Source organism: Microbispora hainanensis, assembly GCF_006874475.1.
GTDB lineage: Bacteria > Actinomycetota > Actinomycetes > Streptosporangiales > Streptosporangiaceae > Microbispora > Microbispora hainanensis.
Window position 1 is genome coordinate 25,218 of sequence record NZ_VIRM01000046.1, and the last position, 16,401, is coordinate 41,618.

The following is a 16,401-nucleotide window of genomic DNA, read 5'->3' on the forward strand; positions in this document are numbered from 1 at the left end:
CACTTCCTCACGCGTTGGCGCGGCGGCGGGCCAGGAGGGCGTTGACGACGGCGATCAGCACACCTGCCGCGAAGATCAGTGTTCCCATGACGTTCACCTGCGGCGGCAGGCCCACCCGGGTGGCGCCCCAGATCCACAGCGGGAACGTCATGGTGCCGCCGGAGTTGAAGTTGGTGATGACGAAGTCGTCGATCGACAGCGCGAAGGCCAGCATCGAGCCCGCCAGCACGCCCGGGAAGATCATCGGCAGGGTGACCAGCCGGAACGTCGTCCACGGCCCCGCGCCGAGGTCGCGGGCGGCCTCCTCGAGAGAGGAGTCGAGCGTCATCACCCGGGCCCGCACGGTCACCGCCACGAACGAGATCGAGAACATGACGTGCGAGATCAGGATCGTCCAGAAGCCGAGCGGCACCGCGAGCGTGACGAACAGCGACAGCAGCGACGCGCCCATCACGATCTCGGCGCAGGAGATCGCCGCGAACATCACGAGGTTCATCGCCCCGGAGCCGCGGAAGCGATAGCGGCCGAGCGCCAGACCGATCAACGACCCGAGCACCCCGGCGATCAGCATCGTCAGCACGGCGATGAGCAGCGAGTTCACCAGCGCCTGGGTGAGGTCGCCGATCTCGAACAGCTTGCCGTACCACTTGAACGTGAAACCCTGCCAGGCCGTGTTGTAGCGGCCCTTGGTGTCGTTGAAGCCGAACAGGATCATCACGGCGATCGGCAGCACGAGCCACGCGATCACCAGCCAGGTGTAGATCTGCAGGCCGCGGCCCCGCAGCAGGCCACCCTTCATCGCGCCGCCACCTCCAGCACGTCCTCGGTGCCGAGCGCCTTGGCGTACGCGAAGATGCCCACGAGCAGCAGGGCCATCAGCGTGAACGACAGCGCCGAGGCGGTCGGATAGTCCTGGTTGACCAGGAACTGGTTCTGGATGACGTTGCCGATCATCGTGTTGCTGGTGCCGCCGAGCACGGAGGCGTTGACGTAGTCCGACGTGGCCGGGACGAACGTCATCAGCACGCCGGCGAACACGCCCGGCAGCGACAGCGGCAGCACCACGCGCAGGAAGGTCTGCACCTTGCTCGCGTAGAGGTCCTGCGCGGCCTCCAGGACGCGCGGGTCGATCCGCTCCAGCGCCACGTACATCGGCAGGATCATGAACGGCAGGAAGTTGTAGGCCAGGCCGCCGATCACCGCCGCGCTCGTGGCGAGGATGTGGAAGTCCTCCGGCACCAGGCCCAGCGACTTCAGCGGCCCGAGCAGCATGCCGTTGTCGGACAGGAAGAACTGCCACGAGATGGTGCGCAGCACGAACGACACCAGGAAGGGCAGCAGCAGGAGGAACAGGTAGACCGACTTGCGGGTGCCGCCCTTGAAGGCGATCCAGTACGCCACGGGGAACCCGATGACGATCTGGATCACCGTCGAGATCACGCCGTACACCAGGGACCTGATGATCTGGTCGTGGTAGGTGCCGATCCCGTCGACGTAGCTGTGCCAGTTGAAGGTGAACGCGTAGCCGTTGACCACGTCGCCCGACTGCAGCGAGAGCGACAGCATGACGACCGTCGGGATGACGAAGAAGATCGCCAGCCAGAGCGTGCCCGGGAAGAGCAGCAGGTATGGCGTCAGCGAAGCCCTGAGCCTGCTCATGACGTCGTGATCGCCTGGAAGATGGACTCGAACTTCTTCTGCTCCTGCGGCGTCTTGAAGTTCACGTAGTTGCGGAGCCTGGCGGAGTCCTGCTCGCTCGGGAACACCAGCGGGCTGCTCGCCACCTCCTCCAGGAGCTTCTTGTCGTCGCCCGTGGCCTTGGCGGCGTCGGCGGCGATGACGTCCTTGGCGGCCGGGACCGGCGTCACGTAGTTGATGTACTCCGCGAGGTGCGCCGCGATGTTCACGTCGTAGAAGAAGTCCATCAGCATGATCGCGTCGACCGGGTTGGTGGCGGTCTTCGGGATCGTCATGTTGTCGGTCCAGATGGTGCCGCCCTCCTGCGGGACCACGAACTTGAGGTCCGTGCCGTCGGAGACGTTCTTCTGGAAGACGTCGCCCGACCACGCCATCGTGAGCCAGATGTCGCCCTTGGCGAGCGGGTCGGTGTACGCCTGGTCGTAGTACTTGCGCACGATGCCGGCGTCGCGCTGCTCCTGGAGCTTGGCCGCGGCCTTCTCCCAGTCCGCCTCGGTGGACTTGTCGGGGTCCACGCCGATCGCGAACAGGCCGAAGTTGGCGATCTCCTGGGAGTCGGACATCATGCCGACCTTGCCCTTGTATTTGGGGTTCCACAGGTCGGCCATGCTGGTCGGGGGGGTGTCCACGTACTTCGGGTTGTACGCGATGCCGGTCATACCGGAGGCCCACGGAATGCTGTAGACGTTGCCGGGGTCGAACGACTCGTTCTTGTACTCCGGCGCGGCGTTGGCCGCGAAGTTCGGCAGCTTGGAGTGGTCGAGCGGGGCCAGGTAGCCGAGCTGCACGAGCTGGTCGAAGTGCAGGCCGTTGGTGACGACCATGAGGTCGTAGTCGATCGACTGGCCGGCGGCGAGCTGCGGCTGGATCTTGGCGAACCAGCTCGGCATCTCGAGGATGACCTCTTTGTAGTTCACCGTGATGCCGGTCTGCTGGGTGAACTGCTTGAGCTCGGGCTGCTTGGGGTCCATGTAGAGCGGCCAGTTGGCGAAGTCCACGTGGCCGTTCTTCGTCTTGCCCGACCAGAACTTCTCCACCTCTGACTGGGCCTGTGCGGAGGAGGACGGCCTGGTCGTGCCCTTGCCCTGCACGCCGCAGGCGGCGAGAGCGAGCCCGGCGGCCGACAGGCCGGCGAGCCGGAAGGCGTCACGCCTGCCGAGCCGGCGCTGGGTCATGCCGCGGAGGAGGGCGGGGTCCTGCCTGTATGGGTCGTTCATAGGAGTTCGTGCTCCGGGTTCGCTCAACCGGGTTCGCTGTACCGGGGGGTTCGGGGTTCGTGGCGGGGAATGCGTCGCGGGGATGCGTGGCGGGGGTTCGACGGGTGGAGCCGGTGGGGGGGATCTACCGCAGCGCGTAGGAGTGCCAGGGCTGCCAGGAGAGCCAGACGGTGTCGCCGCGTTCGGCGGTGATCGTGCTGTCGTGGGCGTTCTGCTCGAACACCGTGATCTCGGCGCCGTCTCCGAGCGCCACGACATAGCTGTTGGAGGTGCCGAGGTAGACGACTTCGGAGACGGTCCCCCGCACCAGGCTGAGGTCGCCCTCCGGCCGGCCCTTGGCAATCTTGATCTTCTCGGGCCGGACCGTGAGGTCGACGGTGGCGCCGGCCGCGAGCGCGCCGTCGGCGGGGACGAGGATGCGGTCGCCCGCGCCGAGCGCGAGCACGGCGGTGTCGCCGGTGATCTGCTGGACGGTGCCGCTCAGCAGGTTGGACGTGCCGATGAATCCCGCCACGAACTTGCTCGCGGGCCGCTCGTAGATCTCGCGAGGGTCCGCGAGCTGCTCCACGAGGCCGTCGTTCATGACCGCGATGCGGTCGCTCATCGTCAGCGCCTCGCTCTGGTCGTGTGTCACGTAGACGAACGTGATGCCGACCTCGCGCTGGATGCGCTTGAGCTCGATCTGCATGGCCTGGCGGAGCTTGAGGTCGAGCGCGCCGAGCGGCTCGTCGAGCAGGAGCGCGCGGGGCCGGTTGACCAGGGCCCGGGCGAGCGCGACGCGCTGCTGCTGGCCTCCCGACATCTCCTTCGGCCGGCGCTTCTCGCGGCCGACCAGGTCGACGACCTCCAGGATCTCGCCGACGCGGCGCTTGATCTCCGCGTCGGGGACCTTCTTGCGCTTGAGCCCGAACGCGACGTTGTCCCAGACGTTCATGTGCGGGAACAGCGCGTAGGACTGGAACACCATGTTGATGTCGCGCTTGTTGGGCGGGACGTTCGTGACGTCCTCCCCGTGGAGCCTGACGACCCCCTGGGTGGGGTCCTCGAACCCGGCGATCATTCGCATGCTGGTGGTCTTGCCGCAGCCCGACGGGCCGAGGAGGGAGAAGAACTCCCCCTCCGCAATGGCGAGGCTCACGCCCTTGACCGCCCGTACGACCTCGCCGTGCGAGACGTACTCCTTGACCACGTGGTCGAGTTCGATGGCGGGCACGTCTCCTGATACGGGGGCGGCCGCGACGGCCGCCCCCGAGCCCGCCTGGATCTCTGTCATTCCAGGCTTATCCCTCTTTTTCGATAGGCGTCCGGCCGCGGCCGATGGCGCCTATTCGCCGATGTAGTGCATCACGTGCTTGACGCGCGTGTAGTCGTGCAGGCCGAAGACGGACAGGTCCTTGCCGTAGCCCGAGTGCTTGAAGCCGCCGTGCGGCATCTCGGACACGAACGGGATGTGGGTGTTGACCCAGACGATGCCGAAGTCGAGCCGCTTGGACATCCGCATCGCGCGGCCGTGGTCGGTGGTCCACACCGAGCTCGACAGGCCGTAGCGGACGCCGTTGGCCTTGGCCAGCGCGTCGGCCTCGTCGGTGAAGGTCTGGATGGTCATGACGGGTCCGAAGATCTCGTCCTGGACCATCTCGTCGTCCTGCTTCAGCCCGTCCACGACCGTCGGGGCGAAGAAGAAGCCCTTGTCGCCGACCCGGGCGCCGCCGGTGAGGACCTTCGCGTGCTCGGGGAGGCGCTGGAAGAAGCCCTCGACCCGGGCGAGCTGGGCGGCGTTGTTCAGCGGCCCGAAGTAGGCGTCCTCGACCTCGTGGCCGCCCAGCTTGGTGGCGGCGGCGGCCTCGGCCAGCGCCGCGGCGAACTCGTCGTGGATGCTCTCCTGCACGAGCACGCGGCAGGCGGCGGTGCAGTCCTGGCCGGCGTTGTAGAGACCCGCCCCGGCGACCGCCTCGGCGACGGCCTTGATGTCCTTGACGTCCTCGAAGATCACGACCGGGGCCTTGCCGCCCAGCTCGAGGTGGACGCGCTTGAGGTCGTCGGCGGCCGTCCTGGCGACCGACATGCCCGCGCCGACCGAGCCGGTGATCGCGACCATGTTCGCGGCCGGGTGGCCGACGACCAGCGAGCCGGTCTCCCGGTCGCCGGTCACGACGTTGAAGACCCCGGCGGGCAGGACGTCGCCGAGGATCTCGGCCAGCTTCAGCGTGGAGACCGGGGTGGTGTCGGACGGCTTGAGCACGACCGTGTTGCCGGCCGCGAGAGCGGGGGCGATCTTCCACACCGCCATCATCATCGGGTAGTTCCACGGCGTGACCTGACCGATGACACCGATAGGCTCGTGCCGGATCATCGAGGTGTGGTCGGCGAGGAACTCACCGGCGGTCGGGCCCTCCAGGGTGCGGGCCGCACCGGCGAAGAACCGGAAGTGGTCAGCGGCGATGGGGGTCTCGTCCTCGGCCATGCGCGCGCGGGGCTTGCCCGTGTTGCGGCACTCGGCCTCGTCGATCTCGTCAGCGCGGGCCTCGATCGCGTCGGCGACCTTCAGCAGCAGCGCCGCGCGCTCGCCCGGGGTCGTCTGGCCCCACGTCTCGAAGGCGGCCGTCGCGGCGGCGTACGCGGCGTCGACGTCCTCCTGGCCCGACACCGGTGCCTGGGCGTATACCTCCCCCGTCGTAGGGTCTACGACGTCGGAGAAACGGCCGCTGGCGGCGTCGACGAACTTCCCGTTCACGAAGTTCTGGAGACGGGTGGTCACCGGTGACCTCCTGGTGGTGGCTGAGTTGTCGCGACTCTGGCAGAGGAAAGAGCCTACGACAAGGGATTTCGTCGCTAAGATACCAAATTGCTACGAAATCGCTTGACGCGAGCGATGGAGCTGACAACATGTCGGACCACGATCGCAACATGTCAAAAACGATGGTGTAACACCAGGTCGCTACGGCGATCGAAGCCGAAGCCCGCCAAGAGAGGACACCCCCCGAGGATGACGACTCCGCCAAAGGCTCGCGCGGCTGCCGCGAAGGGTGGGCCGGTGGTGCTCGACGAGATCTCCAAGCAGATCATCGAGCAGCTTCAGATGGACGGGCGAAAGCCGTACGCCGCCATCGGCAAGGCGGTGGGGCTGTCGGAGGCCGCGGTGCGCCAGCGCGTGCAGCGCCTGCTCGACCTCGGCGTCATGCAGATCGTCGCCGTCACCGACCCGCTCACCCTGGGCTTCCCCCGCCAGGCCATGATCGGCATCAAGTGCGAGGGCGACCTGGAGCAGGTCGCCGACGAGTTGTCGCAGATCCCCGAGATCGACTACGTGGTGCTCACGGCCGGGTCGGTCGACATCATGGTCGAGGTCGTCTGCGAGGGCGACACCCACCTGCTGGAGATCCTGGGGAAGATCCGGGCGATCTCCAGCGTGCGGGCGACCGAGACGTTCGTCTACCTCAAGCTGCACAAGCAGACCTACTCCTGGGGCACGCACTGACCACGGCCCCCGCCCCGGCCGTCATCACAGTCGGCGGGGGTACGTCCCGGTAGCCGAACCGGACGCGGCCGGGCTCGTCGCCTGAGGCGAAGTCCGGCGACGCCGACGAGACTTCTCGTTCGCGTCCTGCCCGGGTTCGCGTCCTGCCCGGGGTTCCGTCCTGCTCGGGCGGCCGGACGGCAGGTTGCCGGCTCAGGTGGCGCCCAGGGCGCGCAGGGCGGCGGCGAGGATCTCGGCCCGGGTGCCGGCGCTCATCGGCCCGCCGTCTCCCAGCACGGTCAGCGTGACCTGTTTGGCGACCGTCAGCGCGGCCTGGGCGCGCACAGCCGCTCCCTCGCCCGGCGCGCCGCGCGCCAGCGCCGCGGCCAGCGCGTCGTTGATCCGGCGCGCGTCCCCGTGCCGCGACCGGTTCACCACCGCCTGCGCGGACGGGTCGCCGCCGATCAGGCCGCTCAGCGCACGCGCCTCCACCGTGGTGTCGATGACGGCGGCGAGCAGCTCGGCCGGGGTGTGCGCGCCCGTCTCGGCGCGCTCGGCCAGGCGGGCGAACGCGGCCAGCGGCGCCGCGAGCAGCTCGTCGAGGATCTGCTCCTTCGACGTGAAGTGGTAGTAGAGCGCCGCCTTGCTCATCTCCATGCGGGCGGCGATGTCCGCGATCGACGTGCCCGCGTAGCCCTTCGTGGCGAACAGCTCGGCCGCGACCGCGAGGATCCGCCGGCGCGTCTCGCCGCCGTCCTCTCCGCGGCGCCCGGCGGCCCTGCCCTGCGTCCCCTGCATCGGTCCTCCTTCCCCGGGCCCCACCGTACTTGCCGAACGATCGGTCAGTCGATTACGGTCACCTTCCGAACGATCGGTAAGGAGAGCCACATGGACGACATGCGGGCACTGGCCCATCGGATGCACCACGCGTTCAACACCCGCGACCTCGCGGCCACCGGCACGATCTTCGCTCCCGGCTTCGTCAGCCATCCCATGGGGACGACCGGACCGGAGAGCGTACGACGAGCCTGGTCGGCGATGCTCGATCGCCATCCGGAGCTGCACACGGTGATCGAGGACGTGGTGGCCGAGGGCGACAAGGTCGTCGTGCGGTTCACGCTGACCGGGGCGCCGGCCACCGAGCGGGGACGCGCCCCGGAGGCCATCGAGATGTTCCGGGTCGAGAACGAGCGGATCGCCGAACTCTGGGGCGTCTCCACGCTGCGGTGACGCCTGGGGAAGCCCCGGTCAGCCGATCCGGGCGACGGCGCGGACGGGAGCGCCGTCGGCACCGGCCAGGCGCAGCGGGAACAGCGAGACCTCGATCGGGCGGCCGGCGGCCTGGGCGTCCAGGAGCGGGCCGAGGCCCCGCAGGTTCTCCGCGATCACGGCGTGCGCGCCGCACAACACGCGGTGCGCCGGCAGATCGGCGGGAGCGGGGGTGGGATCGACGCTGAGCGCGTCGACGCCGACGGTCCGCACGCCCGCGGCGACGATCAGGCGGGCGGTCTCCGCGTCCAGGTATGGGTGGGCCGAGTAGTCCGGGGTTCCCCAGTGCTCGTCCCAGCCGGTCGCGACCAGCAGGACGGTCCCCGGGGCCAGCCGCCCGGCCACCGGCTCCAGCATGGAGGGGGTGACCGGCGCGCGCGGCGGCAGGCCCCGGGCGTCGAGGACCGCCGCCGGACCGAGGAAGCGTTCCAGTGGCAGGTCGTCGAGCGTGGGCAGCGCGTCGTCGATGTGGAACGGCGCGTCCACGTGCGTGCCGGACTGCGACCCGAGGTGCAGGCCGAGGACGTTGACGCCCTCGGCCGCCACCGTGAGGGCGGGCACGATCTCCACCTCCGGGTCGCCGGGGTAGACGGGCATGCCGCTCACGACGGGCACCGACAGGTCGACGATCACCGCTTCTCCCCCTGGCGTCAGGCCTTCCCCAGCGCGAGCAGGCCGATCAGATCGTAGGCCACGTGGGAGGCCGCGACCGAGGTGATCTCCGCGTGGTCGTACGCCGGGGCGACCTCGACCACGTCCGCGCCGACGATGTCGCACCCGGCCAGGCCGCGCAGGATCTCCAGCAGCTCCCGGCTGGTCAGGCCGCCGGCCTCGGGGGTGCCGGTGCCGGGCGCGTGCGCCGGGTCGAGCACGTCGATGTCGATCGACAGGTAGAGCGGCCGGCCGCCGATGCGCTGCCGCAGCGCGCCGGCGATCTCGTCCACGCCCCGGCGCATCACGTCGGCGCTGGTCACGATGCCGAAGCCGAGGCGCCGGTCGTCCTCCAGGTCCTTCTTGCCGTACAGCGGGCCGCGGGTGCCGACGTGGCAGACCGCCTCGGTGTCGAGGATGCCCTCCTCGACCGCGCGGCGGAACGGCGTGCCATGCGTGTACTCGGCCCCGAAGTAGGTGTCCCAGGTGTCGAGGTGCGCGTCGAAGTGCAGCAGCGCGACCGGGCCGTGCCGCCGGGCGGCGGCCCGCAGCAGCGGCAGCGCGATCGTGTGGTCGCCCCCGATGGTGACGAGCTTCGTGCCGCCGTCCATCAGCCCGGAGGCGGCCTCCTCCACGGTCTCGACGGCCTCGCGGATGTCGAACGGGTTGCACGCGATGTCCCCGGCGTCCGCCACCTGGATGGTGGCGAACGGCGAGACGTCGAGGCCCGGATGGTACGGCCGGAGCAGGCGGCTGGCCTCCCGGACGGCCGCCGGGCCGAACCGGGCGCCGGGACGGTAGGAGACCCCGCCGTCGAACGGCACGCCCACCACCGCGACGCCGGCGTGCCCGACCTCGTCCAGCCGCGGCAGCCGCGCGAACGTGGCCGGTCCGGCGAATCGAGGGATCCGGGAGGAGTCGACGGGTCCCCGGGGCTCTGTCATGACGTGCGCTCTTCCTTCCAGTAGAGGTCGGTCCGCCGGTCGCGATGGACGTCGTTGCGGGGGCCGGTGGCCTTGTCCCGCGCGTGCGCGAGGTCGCAGTCGGCGACCAGCACGGCGGGCCCGTCCCGCAGCACGGGGCCCGCCAGGGGATATCCGTCGGGACCGATCAGGGAGGTGCCGCAGACCCAGCCGACACCGCGCTCCACCCCGCACCTGTCGGCCACGGCGACGAACATGCGGTTGGCCGCCGCGGCGATCTGGGCGAAGGCGACCAGCACCGGGCGCTCCCCCGCGGGGACGGGCGAGGCGGGCCAGTTGGTGGAGACGGCGAGCAGGTCGGCCCCCGCGAGGCCCACGGACCGCACCCACTCGGGGAACTCCAGGTCATAGCAGACCATCATGCCGATCCGGCCGAGCGCGGTCCCGACGACCGGGGCCGGCTCGTCGCCGGGGACGAACACGTCCTGCTCGTCGTGCCACAGGTGGGCCTTGCGATAGACGGCCCTGGTGCCGGTGGCGTCGACCATGACCTGGCTGTTGCGTACGGCCCCGCCGGCCAGCTCGCAGAATCCGCCGACGATCACGAGGTCGTGGGCGCGGGCCAGCCGCCGCCATTCGGTCACGGTCCGGCCGTCGGCGGGCTCGGCGAGGCTCCTGGCCTCCTCGGCTCCGGTGAAGACGTAGCCGCTGTTGACCAGCTCGGGCAGCACCACCAGCCGGGCGCCGGCCTCGGCCGCCTCCCTGATCGCCGCCTCGGCGGCGGCGCGGTTCGCCTCCGGCTCGCCCACCCGCAGCGGGAGCTGCGCCACCGCGACCCGCGTCACGGCCGCACCCCCTCGTTCGTCCCTGTGTCCGCACCCGCGTTCGCCCCCGTGTCCGTCCCAGCGGGCGCCCCCGGCCGTACGACCGTGCGCAGGCCGGTGCCGGCCCGCAGGCCGGCGAAGGCCGCGGGCAGGTCGGCGAGCCCGGCCTCGGCGCCGACCAGCCGGTCGAGGGGCAGGCGTCCGGACAGGTAGAGGCTCGCCAGCCGGGGGAAGTCGACCGCGGGCACGCTGGAGCCGTAGTTGCAGCCGAGGATGTTCTTGCCCTGGTCGGCGAGGTCGAACGGGTCGAAGGAGACCCGCGTGCCGAGCGCGGTCATGCCGACGAGGACGGCGTTGCCGCCCGCGCGCAGCAGCCCGGGCAGCGCCTCGATCGTGGCGGCCCGGCCGATGGCCTCGAACGCGTGATGCGCCCCACCGGTGATCTCCAGCACCTTCTCCGCCAGCGCCGGGTCGTCGCCGCGCAGGGTGTGCGTGGCGCCGAGCTCCCGGGCCAGGTCGAGCCGCCGGTCCGACAGGTCGACGGCGACGACCGGCTGGGCGCCGGCCAGGCCGAGGCCGAGCACGACCGCCTGCCCGACGCCGCCGCAGCCGATGACGACGGCCGACTCCCCCGGCCGCACCCCCGCCGTGTGCACGGCGGCCCCGACCCCGGTCGTCACGGCACACCCGATCAGCGCCCCCACCGGGAACGGCACCTCGTCGGGAACGACGATCGCGGCGGTCTCGGGCACCACGGCATATTCGGAGAACGTGCCGAGCCCGAGGAAGGGCAGCACGGGCGCGCCGTCCTCATCCGACAGCGGGGTCGAGCCGTCCGGCAGCGTGTTGGACACGGCCTTGGTGTTCGAGCACAGCCAGGCGCGGCCGGCGGCGCACGCCTCGCAGCGGCGGCACGGCGCGAACCACGACAGCACGACGTGGTCGCCGGGCCTGACGTCGCGTACGGCCGGGCCGACGGCCTCGACCACGCCCGCGCCCTCGTGGCCCAGGACGATCGGCTCCTCGACCGGCCAGTCCCCGTCGAGGACGTGCAGGTCGGAGTGGCAGACGCCGCTCGCCTCGATGCGCACGAGGACCTGGTCGTCCCGGGGGCCGGCCAGGCGCAGCGCCCGGCTTCGCAGGCCCTGCCCCGGCACGAGGACGGCCGCGTTGGTGACGGTCATGTGATTCCTTCCTCGGACGACACCCGGCGGGGTTCAGGACGCGACGAGCTCACGCTCGCTGGCCGCCACGACGCCCTCCTCGGACGAGACGTCGAGCGTGCGGCACAGCAGCAGGTAGACGCCGCCGCCCACGATCAGCCCGACGGCGAACGCGATGTCGACGCCGCCCATGGCCTCGGCCACCGGGCCGGTGAAGAAGCTGAGCACCACGAAGGGGACCATCGCGGCCAGGCCCAGCAGGTAGGAGACCAGCCCGCGCCACGCCCACATGCCGTAGATGCCGTCCTTGCGGAACAGGTGCGTGATCGCGTAGTGGCCGCGCCGTACGAAGAAGTAGTCGACCAGGTTGACGGCCGTCCAGGGCACGAGCACGTACAGCATGATCAGCTGCACGTTGGTGAAGGCGGTGGAGAAGTCGCCGATGAGCAGCATTCCCACGAGGGCCCACACCACGGCCAGCACGAGGACGGTGAGGATCCTGATCGAGCGGGTCGGCCGCACCGGCCGCAGGGTGTCGATGGCGGTGACGACGGTCAGCATGCCGCTGTAGGCGTTGAGGCCCATGGTCGCCACCAGCACGAGCACGGACACGACGGTGAGCACGCTGCCGAGGCCGGTGAACACGTTCTCACCCGCGTCGTGGATGCCGACGAGCGTGTCGGTGACGCCGAGCCGGGTGGCCATCCACGCACCGATCGGGATCAGCCACAGCGGCGAGGCCGAGGCGCCGCAGAAGACCGACCACACGATGTGCGAGGTCTTGGTGCGCCGGGGCAGATAGCGCGAGTAGTCCGAGACGTACGGCGCGTAGGTGATGTTGTACGACGCGGCGACCGCGAACTGGACCATGAAGGCGACCCAGGTGAAGCCGCCGGAGGAGGGGGCCGCCTGCCCGCCCGCGCCCCCGAACAGGATGGCGGCGGTCAGCACGAGCCACAGCGGCAGCGAGATCCAGAACAGCACCTGGAACGCCCGGTGGAGCCAGTCGTAGCCGTAGATGGCCAGCACCGCGGCCACCACGGTGATGACGAGCCCGATCACCGGCTTGCCCCAGCCGAATACCGCGTGGAGGCCGTTGTCGATGATGACCGTGTCGATGACGTTGAAGCCGACGTACGTGAAGAGCGTGCCGGCGAGCGCCACGATGACGCCGCGATATCCGAGCTGGGCCCGCGACTGCACCATCTGGGGCAGCCCGAGCCAGGGGCCCTGCGAGGCGTGGAAGGCCATGAAGAAGGTGCCGAACAGGATGCCGAGCGTGCTCGCCAGCGAGGTCCAGCCGAGCGGCAGCCCCATCGCCGGGCCGACGAAACCGATCGCGACGGTGTACGGCTGGAAGTTGCCGCAGAACCAGAACGGGCCCTGGTGCCAGACCTTGCCGTGCCGCTCGCCCTCCGGGACGTAGTCGATCGAACGGACCTCGATGGCGCCGGGCGAGGCGGAGGGGGCAGCCGTCGTCATACATTCCTCCAGGTCGGGGGGGAGACTGCTTGAGTGTGCCTAACGGCTCCAAATCAGAACAATTGGGTCAATCACCGGAAATAGGCTGAGCGTTGTGGACGGGCACAACACGGTGGAAGACCTGGTGCGCTCCCCCGCGCTGCAGCTGAAGGTGCTGGCGGGCGAGCGCGGGCTCGGCAGGTCGGTGTCGTGGGCCCACGTCAGCGAGCTGGAGGATCCGACGCCCTGGCTGCTCGGGGCCGAGGTCATCATGACGACCGGCATCGGGGTGCCGCGCGCCGCCGCCGCCCAGCGGGCGTACCTGGAGCGGCTCGACGACGCCGGGGTGGCCGCGCTCGCGCTCAGCGCGGGCCTGCACGTCCCCCCGCTGCGCCGGGCCTTCCTCGACGTCGCCGAGGACCGCGGATTCCCCGTGCTGGAGGTGCCGCTGGCGGTGCCGTTCATCGCGATCGCCCAGGAGGTCGCGGCCGCGGTGCAGGCGGACGCCCGGCAGCGGCTCGGGGCACAACTCCAGGTGTTCGGCGCGCTGCGCTGGCTCGCCTCGGAGAGCCTGGACACGGCCGGACTGTTCCGGCGGCTCGAACGGCTGTCGGGCTACGAGATCTACCTGACCACGCCGCAGGGCCGTCCGCTGCTGCCCGGCGTGCCGGCGCCCCCGCCGGGCGTACGCCTGCCCGCCTCGATGGAGGCCCCGCCGACCATCCCCGGCGGGTTCGCGCTCCCGGTGCCCGCTCCCGGCGGGCCTGCCGGGTTCCTGGTCGCCTTCGAGCGGGAGGGCGCCAGGCCCGCCGGGCTCGCCGTCGTCCAGCACATCGCGACCGTCGCCGCCCTGCGGGTGGCCATGGTGCGCAGCGAACGCGAGACGCTGCGGCGGCAGGGCGCCGAGACGCTGGCCGAGCTGCTGCAGGACGTGCTCGACCCGGAGACCGCGCGGCGCAGGCTCGCCCTGGCGGGCCTGGCGGCCGACCGCGACATCGTGCTGCTCGTGGTGCGCGACGCCGCGGACGACGCCGTCGTACAGGCGCTCGGCGAGCATCCGCACCTCATGCTCCGCCGCCAGAGCGACCTGTACGTGCTGACGGCGGCGGACGCCGACACGGCGGAGCTGGAGGCGGTGCCGGGGATCGCGGCAGGCGTCAGCCGCGCTCTCGCACCCGGGTCGTCGCTGCGCGTCGCCCAGCGCGAGGCCCTGTGGGCGGCCTCCCGCGCCGCCGAGTCGGGCCGGCCACTGGTCGCCTACGGCGCGGACACCACCGGCCGGTGGCTGCCCGCCGACGTGGGCGTGCTGACCGCTCTCGTCGAGCACGTGCTCGGCGACGTCCTGCGGTATGACGCCGAGCACGGATCCGAACTGGTCGCGTCGGTGCGGACCTGGATGGAGCGGGACCGCCGCGTCGACGACGCCGCGCGGGCCCTGCACGTGCACCCCAACACGCTGGCGTACCGGCTGCGCCGGTTCGGGGCGCTCACCGGGCGCGACCTGTCGGCGACGGGCGACTTCGCCGAGGTGTGGCTGGCCCTCCGCGCCGCGGGACAGCTCGGCCGGGTCTGAACGCCCGGCGGGGTCAGCGGATGCCGACGTAGAAGCGCGTCTGGTCGCTGCGGTGGAGGGCGTGATACGCCTCGAACCTGGTGTTGTCCTCCAGCCACGCGACCGACTCGATGCCGAGCAGAGGCGTCGAGGTGGACACCTCGAGCAGGGCCGCGTCCTCCCGGCTGGGGAAGACCGCCTCGATCCAGCGGTCGGCCGCGGCGGGCTCGATGCCATACCGGCGGCGCAGCACGTCGTACAGCGACTGGTTCTCCAGGATGGCGCGTTCGAGCCCGGGGACGAGCCGGGCGGGCAGGGCGGTGTCGACGAGCAGCCACGGCTGGCCGTCGACCCGGCGGAGCCTGCGCAGCCGGACGACCTGCTCCCCCAGCGGTATGCGCAGGAGCGCGGCCTCCCGCTCGTCGGCCTCGCCGAGCGCCTGGCCGACGGTCTGCGTGGTCACCCGGCGCCCCGACTCCCGCAGGTCGTCGGCCGACCCGGACATCGATCCGACGAACCTCAGCTCGGTCTTGCGGGGCGCGACGAAGGCTCCCTTGCCCTTTACCTTGTAGATCAGGCGTTGCTGGACCAGCTCGCGCAGCGCCTCCCTGACGACCGTGCGGGAGACGCCGAACAGGTCGCTCAGCTCGGCCTCGGACGGCAGCGGCTGGTCGGGCCCGCGCACACCGCTCTCGATCTCCGCGCGCAACGCCCGCATGAGCTGCATCCACAGCGGTTCCGCCCCGTCGCGGTTGAGCGGGGGATAGGTCATCGTCACGGGAACCTCCTCGGCGGCACCGCAGCAGGATGCCCCACTCGAACCTGTAACTACAAGTGCGCCCGGCTGTTACCAAGATTAGCCGTCACCGGTGGTCCGAGGCGACCGAAAACAGGCTCTTGACAGGCCCGTAACGCCCGCTTAGTTTGCTTGTCACTACAGGCCTGTAATGACAGGTCGATCGGGCGAAGCCTTGACGCCGACTCTCCCCCCTCGCGAACCCGCTCTGTCTGGAGACACCATGCACATGCGTCCCACACGCCGGCCCTGGCGCGCCGCCTCCGCCGCGGCGATCTCCGCTCTCGCCGTACTGGCCGCGGGCTGCGGCTCCGGCGGCTCCGGTAGCGCCACCGCGGACGCCGGTGGCGCGGCCGCGGGCGGCGGCGGTGACAAGCCCTTCATCGCGCTGAGCAACGGCTTCATCGGCAACGGCTGGCGGCAGACGATGATCGCCAAGTTCGAGGCCGCCGCCGAGCAGGCCAAGGCCGACGGGCTGATCGGCAAGTACAAGGTCGTGAACGCGCCGGGCGAGAACTCGGCGACCGAGCAGGTCGCCCAGATCAAGAGCCTGCTGCTGCAGAAGCCCGACGCGCTGCTCATCGACCCCGCCTCGCCCACCGCGCTGCAGCCGGTGATCCAGCAGGCCTGTACGGCCGGCGTCAAGGTCGTGGTCTTCGACTCCGCCATTGATGCGCCCTGCGCCCACGTGCTGCAGAACAGCTTCGTGGACTGGGCGACGTACGCCGCCAAGCCGCTGCTCGAAGGCATCGGCGGCAAGGGCTCGGTCATCGTGAGCCGCGGGGTGGTCGGCTCCCAGCCCGAGGCCGAGATGCTCGACACGACCAAGAAGATCCTCGCGGGCTACCCCGGGGTGAAGACCGTGGCGACGGTCACCGGCATGTGCGACGGCGCCACCGCGCAGAAGGCCGTGCTCGGCGTGCTGTCCAGCGTGCCGAAGGTCGACGGCGTCATCGGCTGCGGCGACGGCTACGGCGTGGCCCAGGCGTTCGCCACCGCGGGCAAGCCCGTGCCCGCGGTCGACTTCGAGACCAACGGCCGCGCGCTGAGCTACTGGCGGGACAACAAGATCGACAACGGCTCCGTCGCGGTCATGTCCGACCCCGGTCAGTCGGTCGCCGCGCTCTGGGAGGCCCTGGACCTGCTCGACGGCAAGGACGTGCCCAAGCAGATGACCTTCCCGATCGTCCTGATCGAGCAGAAGGACCGCGACGCCTGGGCCTCGGTGCTCAAGCCCGACGAGTACGCCGCCTGGCCGTGGACCCGGGAGCTGTTCCGGCAGCAGGTCGAGGCCGTGAAGACCGGCGGCAAGCCGGTCCAGCCGCCGATCCCGTCGGCCGCGAGCTGACCCGGCTTCGCGACGACCACGGCACCGAGGAGACGGAGGAGA

At 70.8% G+C, this 16,401-nt stretch carries 16 protein-coding genes; 4 read left to right on the top strand and 12 right to left on the bottom strand.

Annotated features, from left to right (window positions below; translation table 11 throughout):
• Positions 1 to 7: 7 nt before the first annotated feature.
• The 5 genes from FLX08_RS29455 to FLX08_RS29475 all read right to left on the bottom strand — a co-directional run bounded on the left by FLX08_RS29455 (position 8) and on the right by FLX08_RS29475 (position 5,673).
• A complete protein-coding gene (locus FLX08_RS29455; protein ID WP_142623531.1) occupies positions 8 to 799 on the bottom strand; it encodes an ABC transporter permease in 792 nt (263 codons plus the stop codon).
• On the bottom strand, positions 796 to 1,659 hold the full coding sequence (locus FLX08_RS29460) for an ABC transporter permease (protein WP_142623532.1): 864 nt from the start codon (positions 1,657 to 1,659) through the stop codon (positions 796 to 798). The genes FLX08_RS29455 and FLX08_RS29460 overlap by 4 nt, the downstream gene beginning before the upstream one ends.
• The gene (locus FLX08_RS29465) at positions 1,656 to 2,915 is read right to left on the bottom strand and encodes a polyamine ABC transporter substrate-binding protein (RefSeq protein ID WP_208761743.1); all 1,260 of its coding nucleotides are present in this window, start codon (positions 2,913 to 2,915) and stop codon (positions 1,656 to 1,658) included. The genes FLX08_RS29460 and FLX08_RS29465 overlap by 4 nt, the downstream gene beginning before the upstream one ends.
• A gap of 124 nt (positions 2,916 to 3,039) precedes the next feature.
• On the bottom strand, positions 3,040 to 4,188 hold the full coding sequence (locus FLX08_RS29470) for an ABC transporter ATP-binding protein (protein WP_142623533.1): 1,149 nt from the start codon (positions 4,186 to 4,188) through the stop codon (positions 3,040 to 3,042).
• 51 nt (positions 4,189 to 4,239) lie between these two features.
• Positions 4,240 to 5,673 carry a gamma-aminobutyraldehyde dehydrogenase gene (locus tag FLX08_RS29475; protein WP_142623534.1) on the bottom strand — a complete coding sequence of 478 codons (1,434 nt, stop codon included), beginning with the start codon at positions 5,671 to 5,673 and terminating at the stop codon, positions 4,240 to 4,242.
• Positions 5,674 to 5,901: 228 nt separating this feature from the next.
• Between FLX08_RS29475 and FLX08_RS29480 the strand changes: the two genes are divergently transcribed.
• Entirely contained in the window at positions 5,902 to 6,393 is a 492-nt protein-coding gene (locus FLX08_RS29480) for an Lrp/AsnC family transcriptional regulator (protein ID WP_030511698.1), read from the top strand.
• Between the two features lie 192 nt (positions 6,394 to 6,585).
• On the opposite strand, the gene FLX08_RS29485 is transcribed toward FLX08_RS29480, so the two are convergent.
• Positions 6,586 to 7,170, bottom strand: a complete 585-nt coding sequence (locus FLX08_RS29485; RefSeq protein ID WP_142623535.1) for a helix-turn-helix domain-containing protein — start codon at positions 7,168 to 7,170, stop codon at positions 6,586 to 6,588.
• 90 nt (positions 7,171 to 7,260) lie between these two features.
• Between FLX08_RS29485 and FLX08_RS29490 the strand changes: the two genes are divergently transcribed.
• The gene (locus FLX08_RS29490) at positions 7,261 to 7,602 is read left to right on the top strand and encodes an ester cyclase (protein WP_142623536.1); all 342 of its coding nucleotides are present in this window, start codon (positions 7,261 to 7,263) and stop codon (positions 7,600 to 7,602) included.
• Between the two features lie 18 nt (positions 7,603 to 7,620).
• On the opposite strand, the gene FLX08_RS29495 is transcribed toward FLX08_RS29490, so the two are convergent.
• From FLX08_RS29495 to FLX08_RS29515, 5 genes are read right to left on the bottom strand one after another with little or no spacing between them, the layout of a single operon-like run.
• Positions 7,621 to 8,274: a cyclase family protein gene (locus tag FLX08_RS29495; RefSeq protein WP_142623537.1), complete on the bottom strand. Its 654-nt coding sequence runs from the start codon at positions 8,272 to 8,274 to the stop codon at positions 7,621 to 7,623.
• 17 nt (positions 8,275 to 8,291) lie between these two features.
• Complete coding sequence (gene speB, locus FLX08_RS29500; RefSeq protein ID WP_142623538.1) at positions 8,292 to 9,236, bottom strand: agmatinase; 945 nt, start codon at positions 9,234 to 9,236, stop codon at positions 8,292 to 8,294.
• Entirely contained in the window at positions 9,233 to 10,060 is an 828-nt protein-coding gene (locus tag FLX08_RS29505; protein WP_142623539.1) for a nitrilase-related carbon-nitrogen hydrolase, read from the bottom strand. The genes speB and FLX08_RS29505 overlap by 4 nt, the downstream gene beginning before the upstream one ends.
• A complete protein-coding gene (locus FLX08_RS29510) occupies positions 10,057 to 11,223 on the bottom strand; it encodes an alcohol dehydrogenase catalytic domain-containing protein (protein ID WP_142623540.1) in 1,167 nt (388 codons plus the stop codon). Before FLX08_RS29510 ends, FLX08_RS29505 begins: the two co-directional genes overlap by 4 nt.
• A 33-nt stretch (positions 11,224 to 11,256) precedes the next feature.
• Entirely contained in the window at positions 11,257 to 12,684 is a 1,428-nt protein-coding gene (locus tag FLX08_RS29515; protein WP_142623541.1) for a purine-cytosine permease family protein, read from the bottom strand.
• 94 nt (positions 12,685 to 12,778) lie between these two features.
• Here FLX08_RS29515 and FLX08_RS29520 point away from each other — a divergent pair, with 94 nt between their 5' ends.
• On the top strand, positions 12,779 to 14,236 hold the full coding sequence (locus FLX08_RS29520) for a PucR family transcriptional regulator (protein ID WP_142623542.1): 1,458 nt from the start codon (positions 12,779 to 12,781) through the stop codon (positions 14,234 to 14,236).
• Positions 14,237 to 14,249: 13 nt separating this feature from the next.
• Here the strand turns inward: FLX08_RS29520 and FLX08_RS29525 are convergent, their stop codons facing one another.
• Complete coding sequence (locus FLX08_RS29525; protein ID WP_142623573.1) at positions 14,250 to 14,987, bottom strand: GntR family transcriptional regulator; 738 nt, start codon at positions 14,985 to 14,987, stop codon at positions 14,250 to 14,252.
• A gap of 247 nt (positions 14,988 to 15,234) precedes the next feature.
• Between FLX08_RS29525 and FLX08_RS29530 the strand changes: the two genes are divergently transcribed.
• The gene (locus FLX08_RS29530) at positions 15,235 to 16,359 is read left to right on the top strand and encodes an ABC transporter substrate-binding protein (RefSeq protein ID WP_142623543.1); all 1,125 of its coding nucleotides are present in this window, start codon (positions 15,235 to 15,237) and stop codon (positions 16,357 to 16,359) included.
• The last annotated feature ends 42 nt before the right edge of the window (positions 16,360 to 16,401 follow it).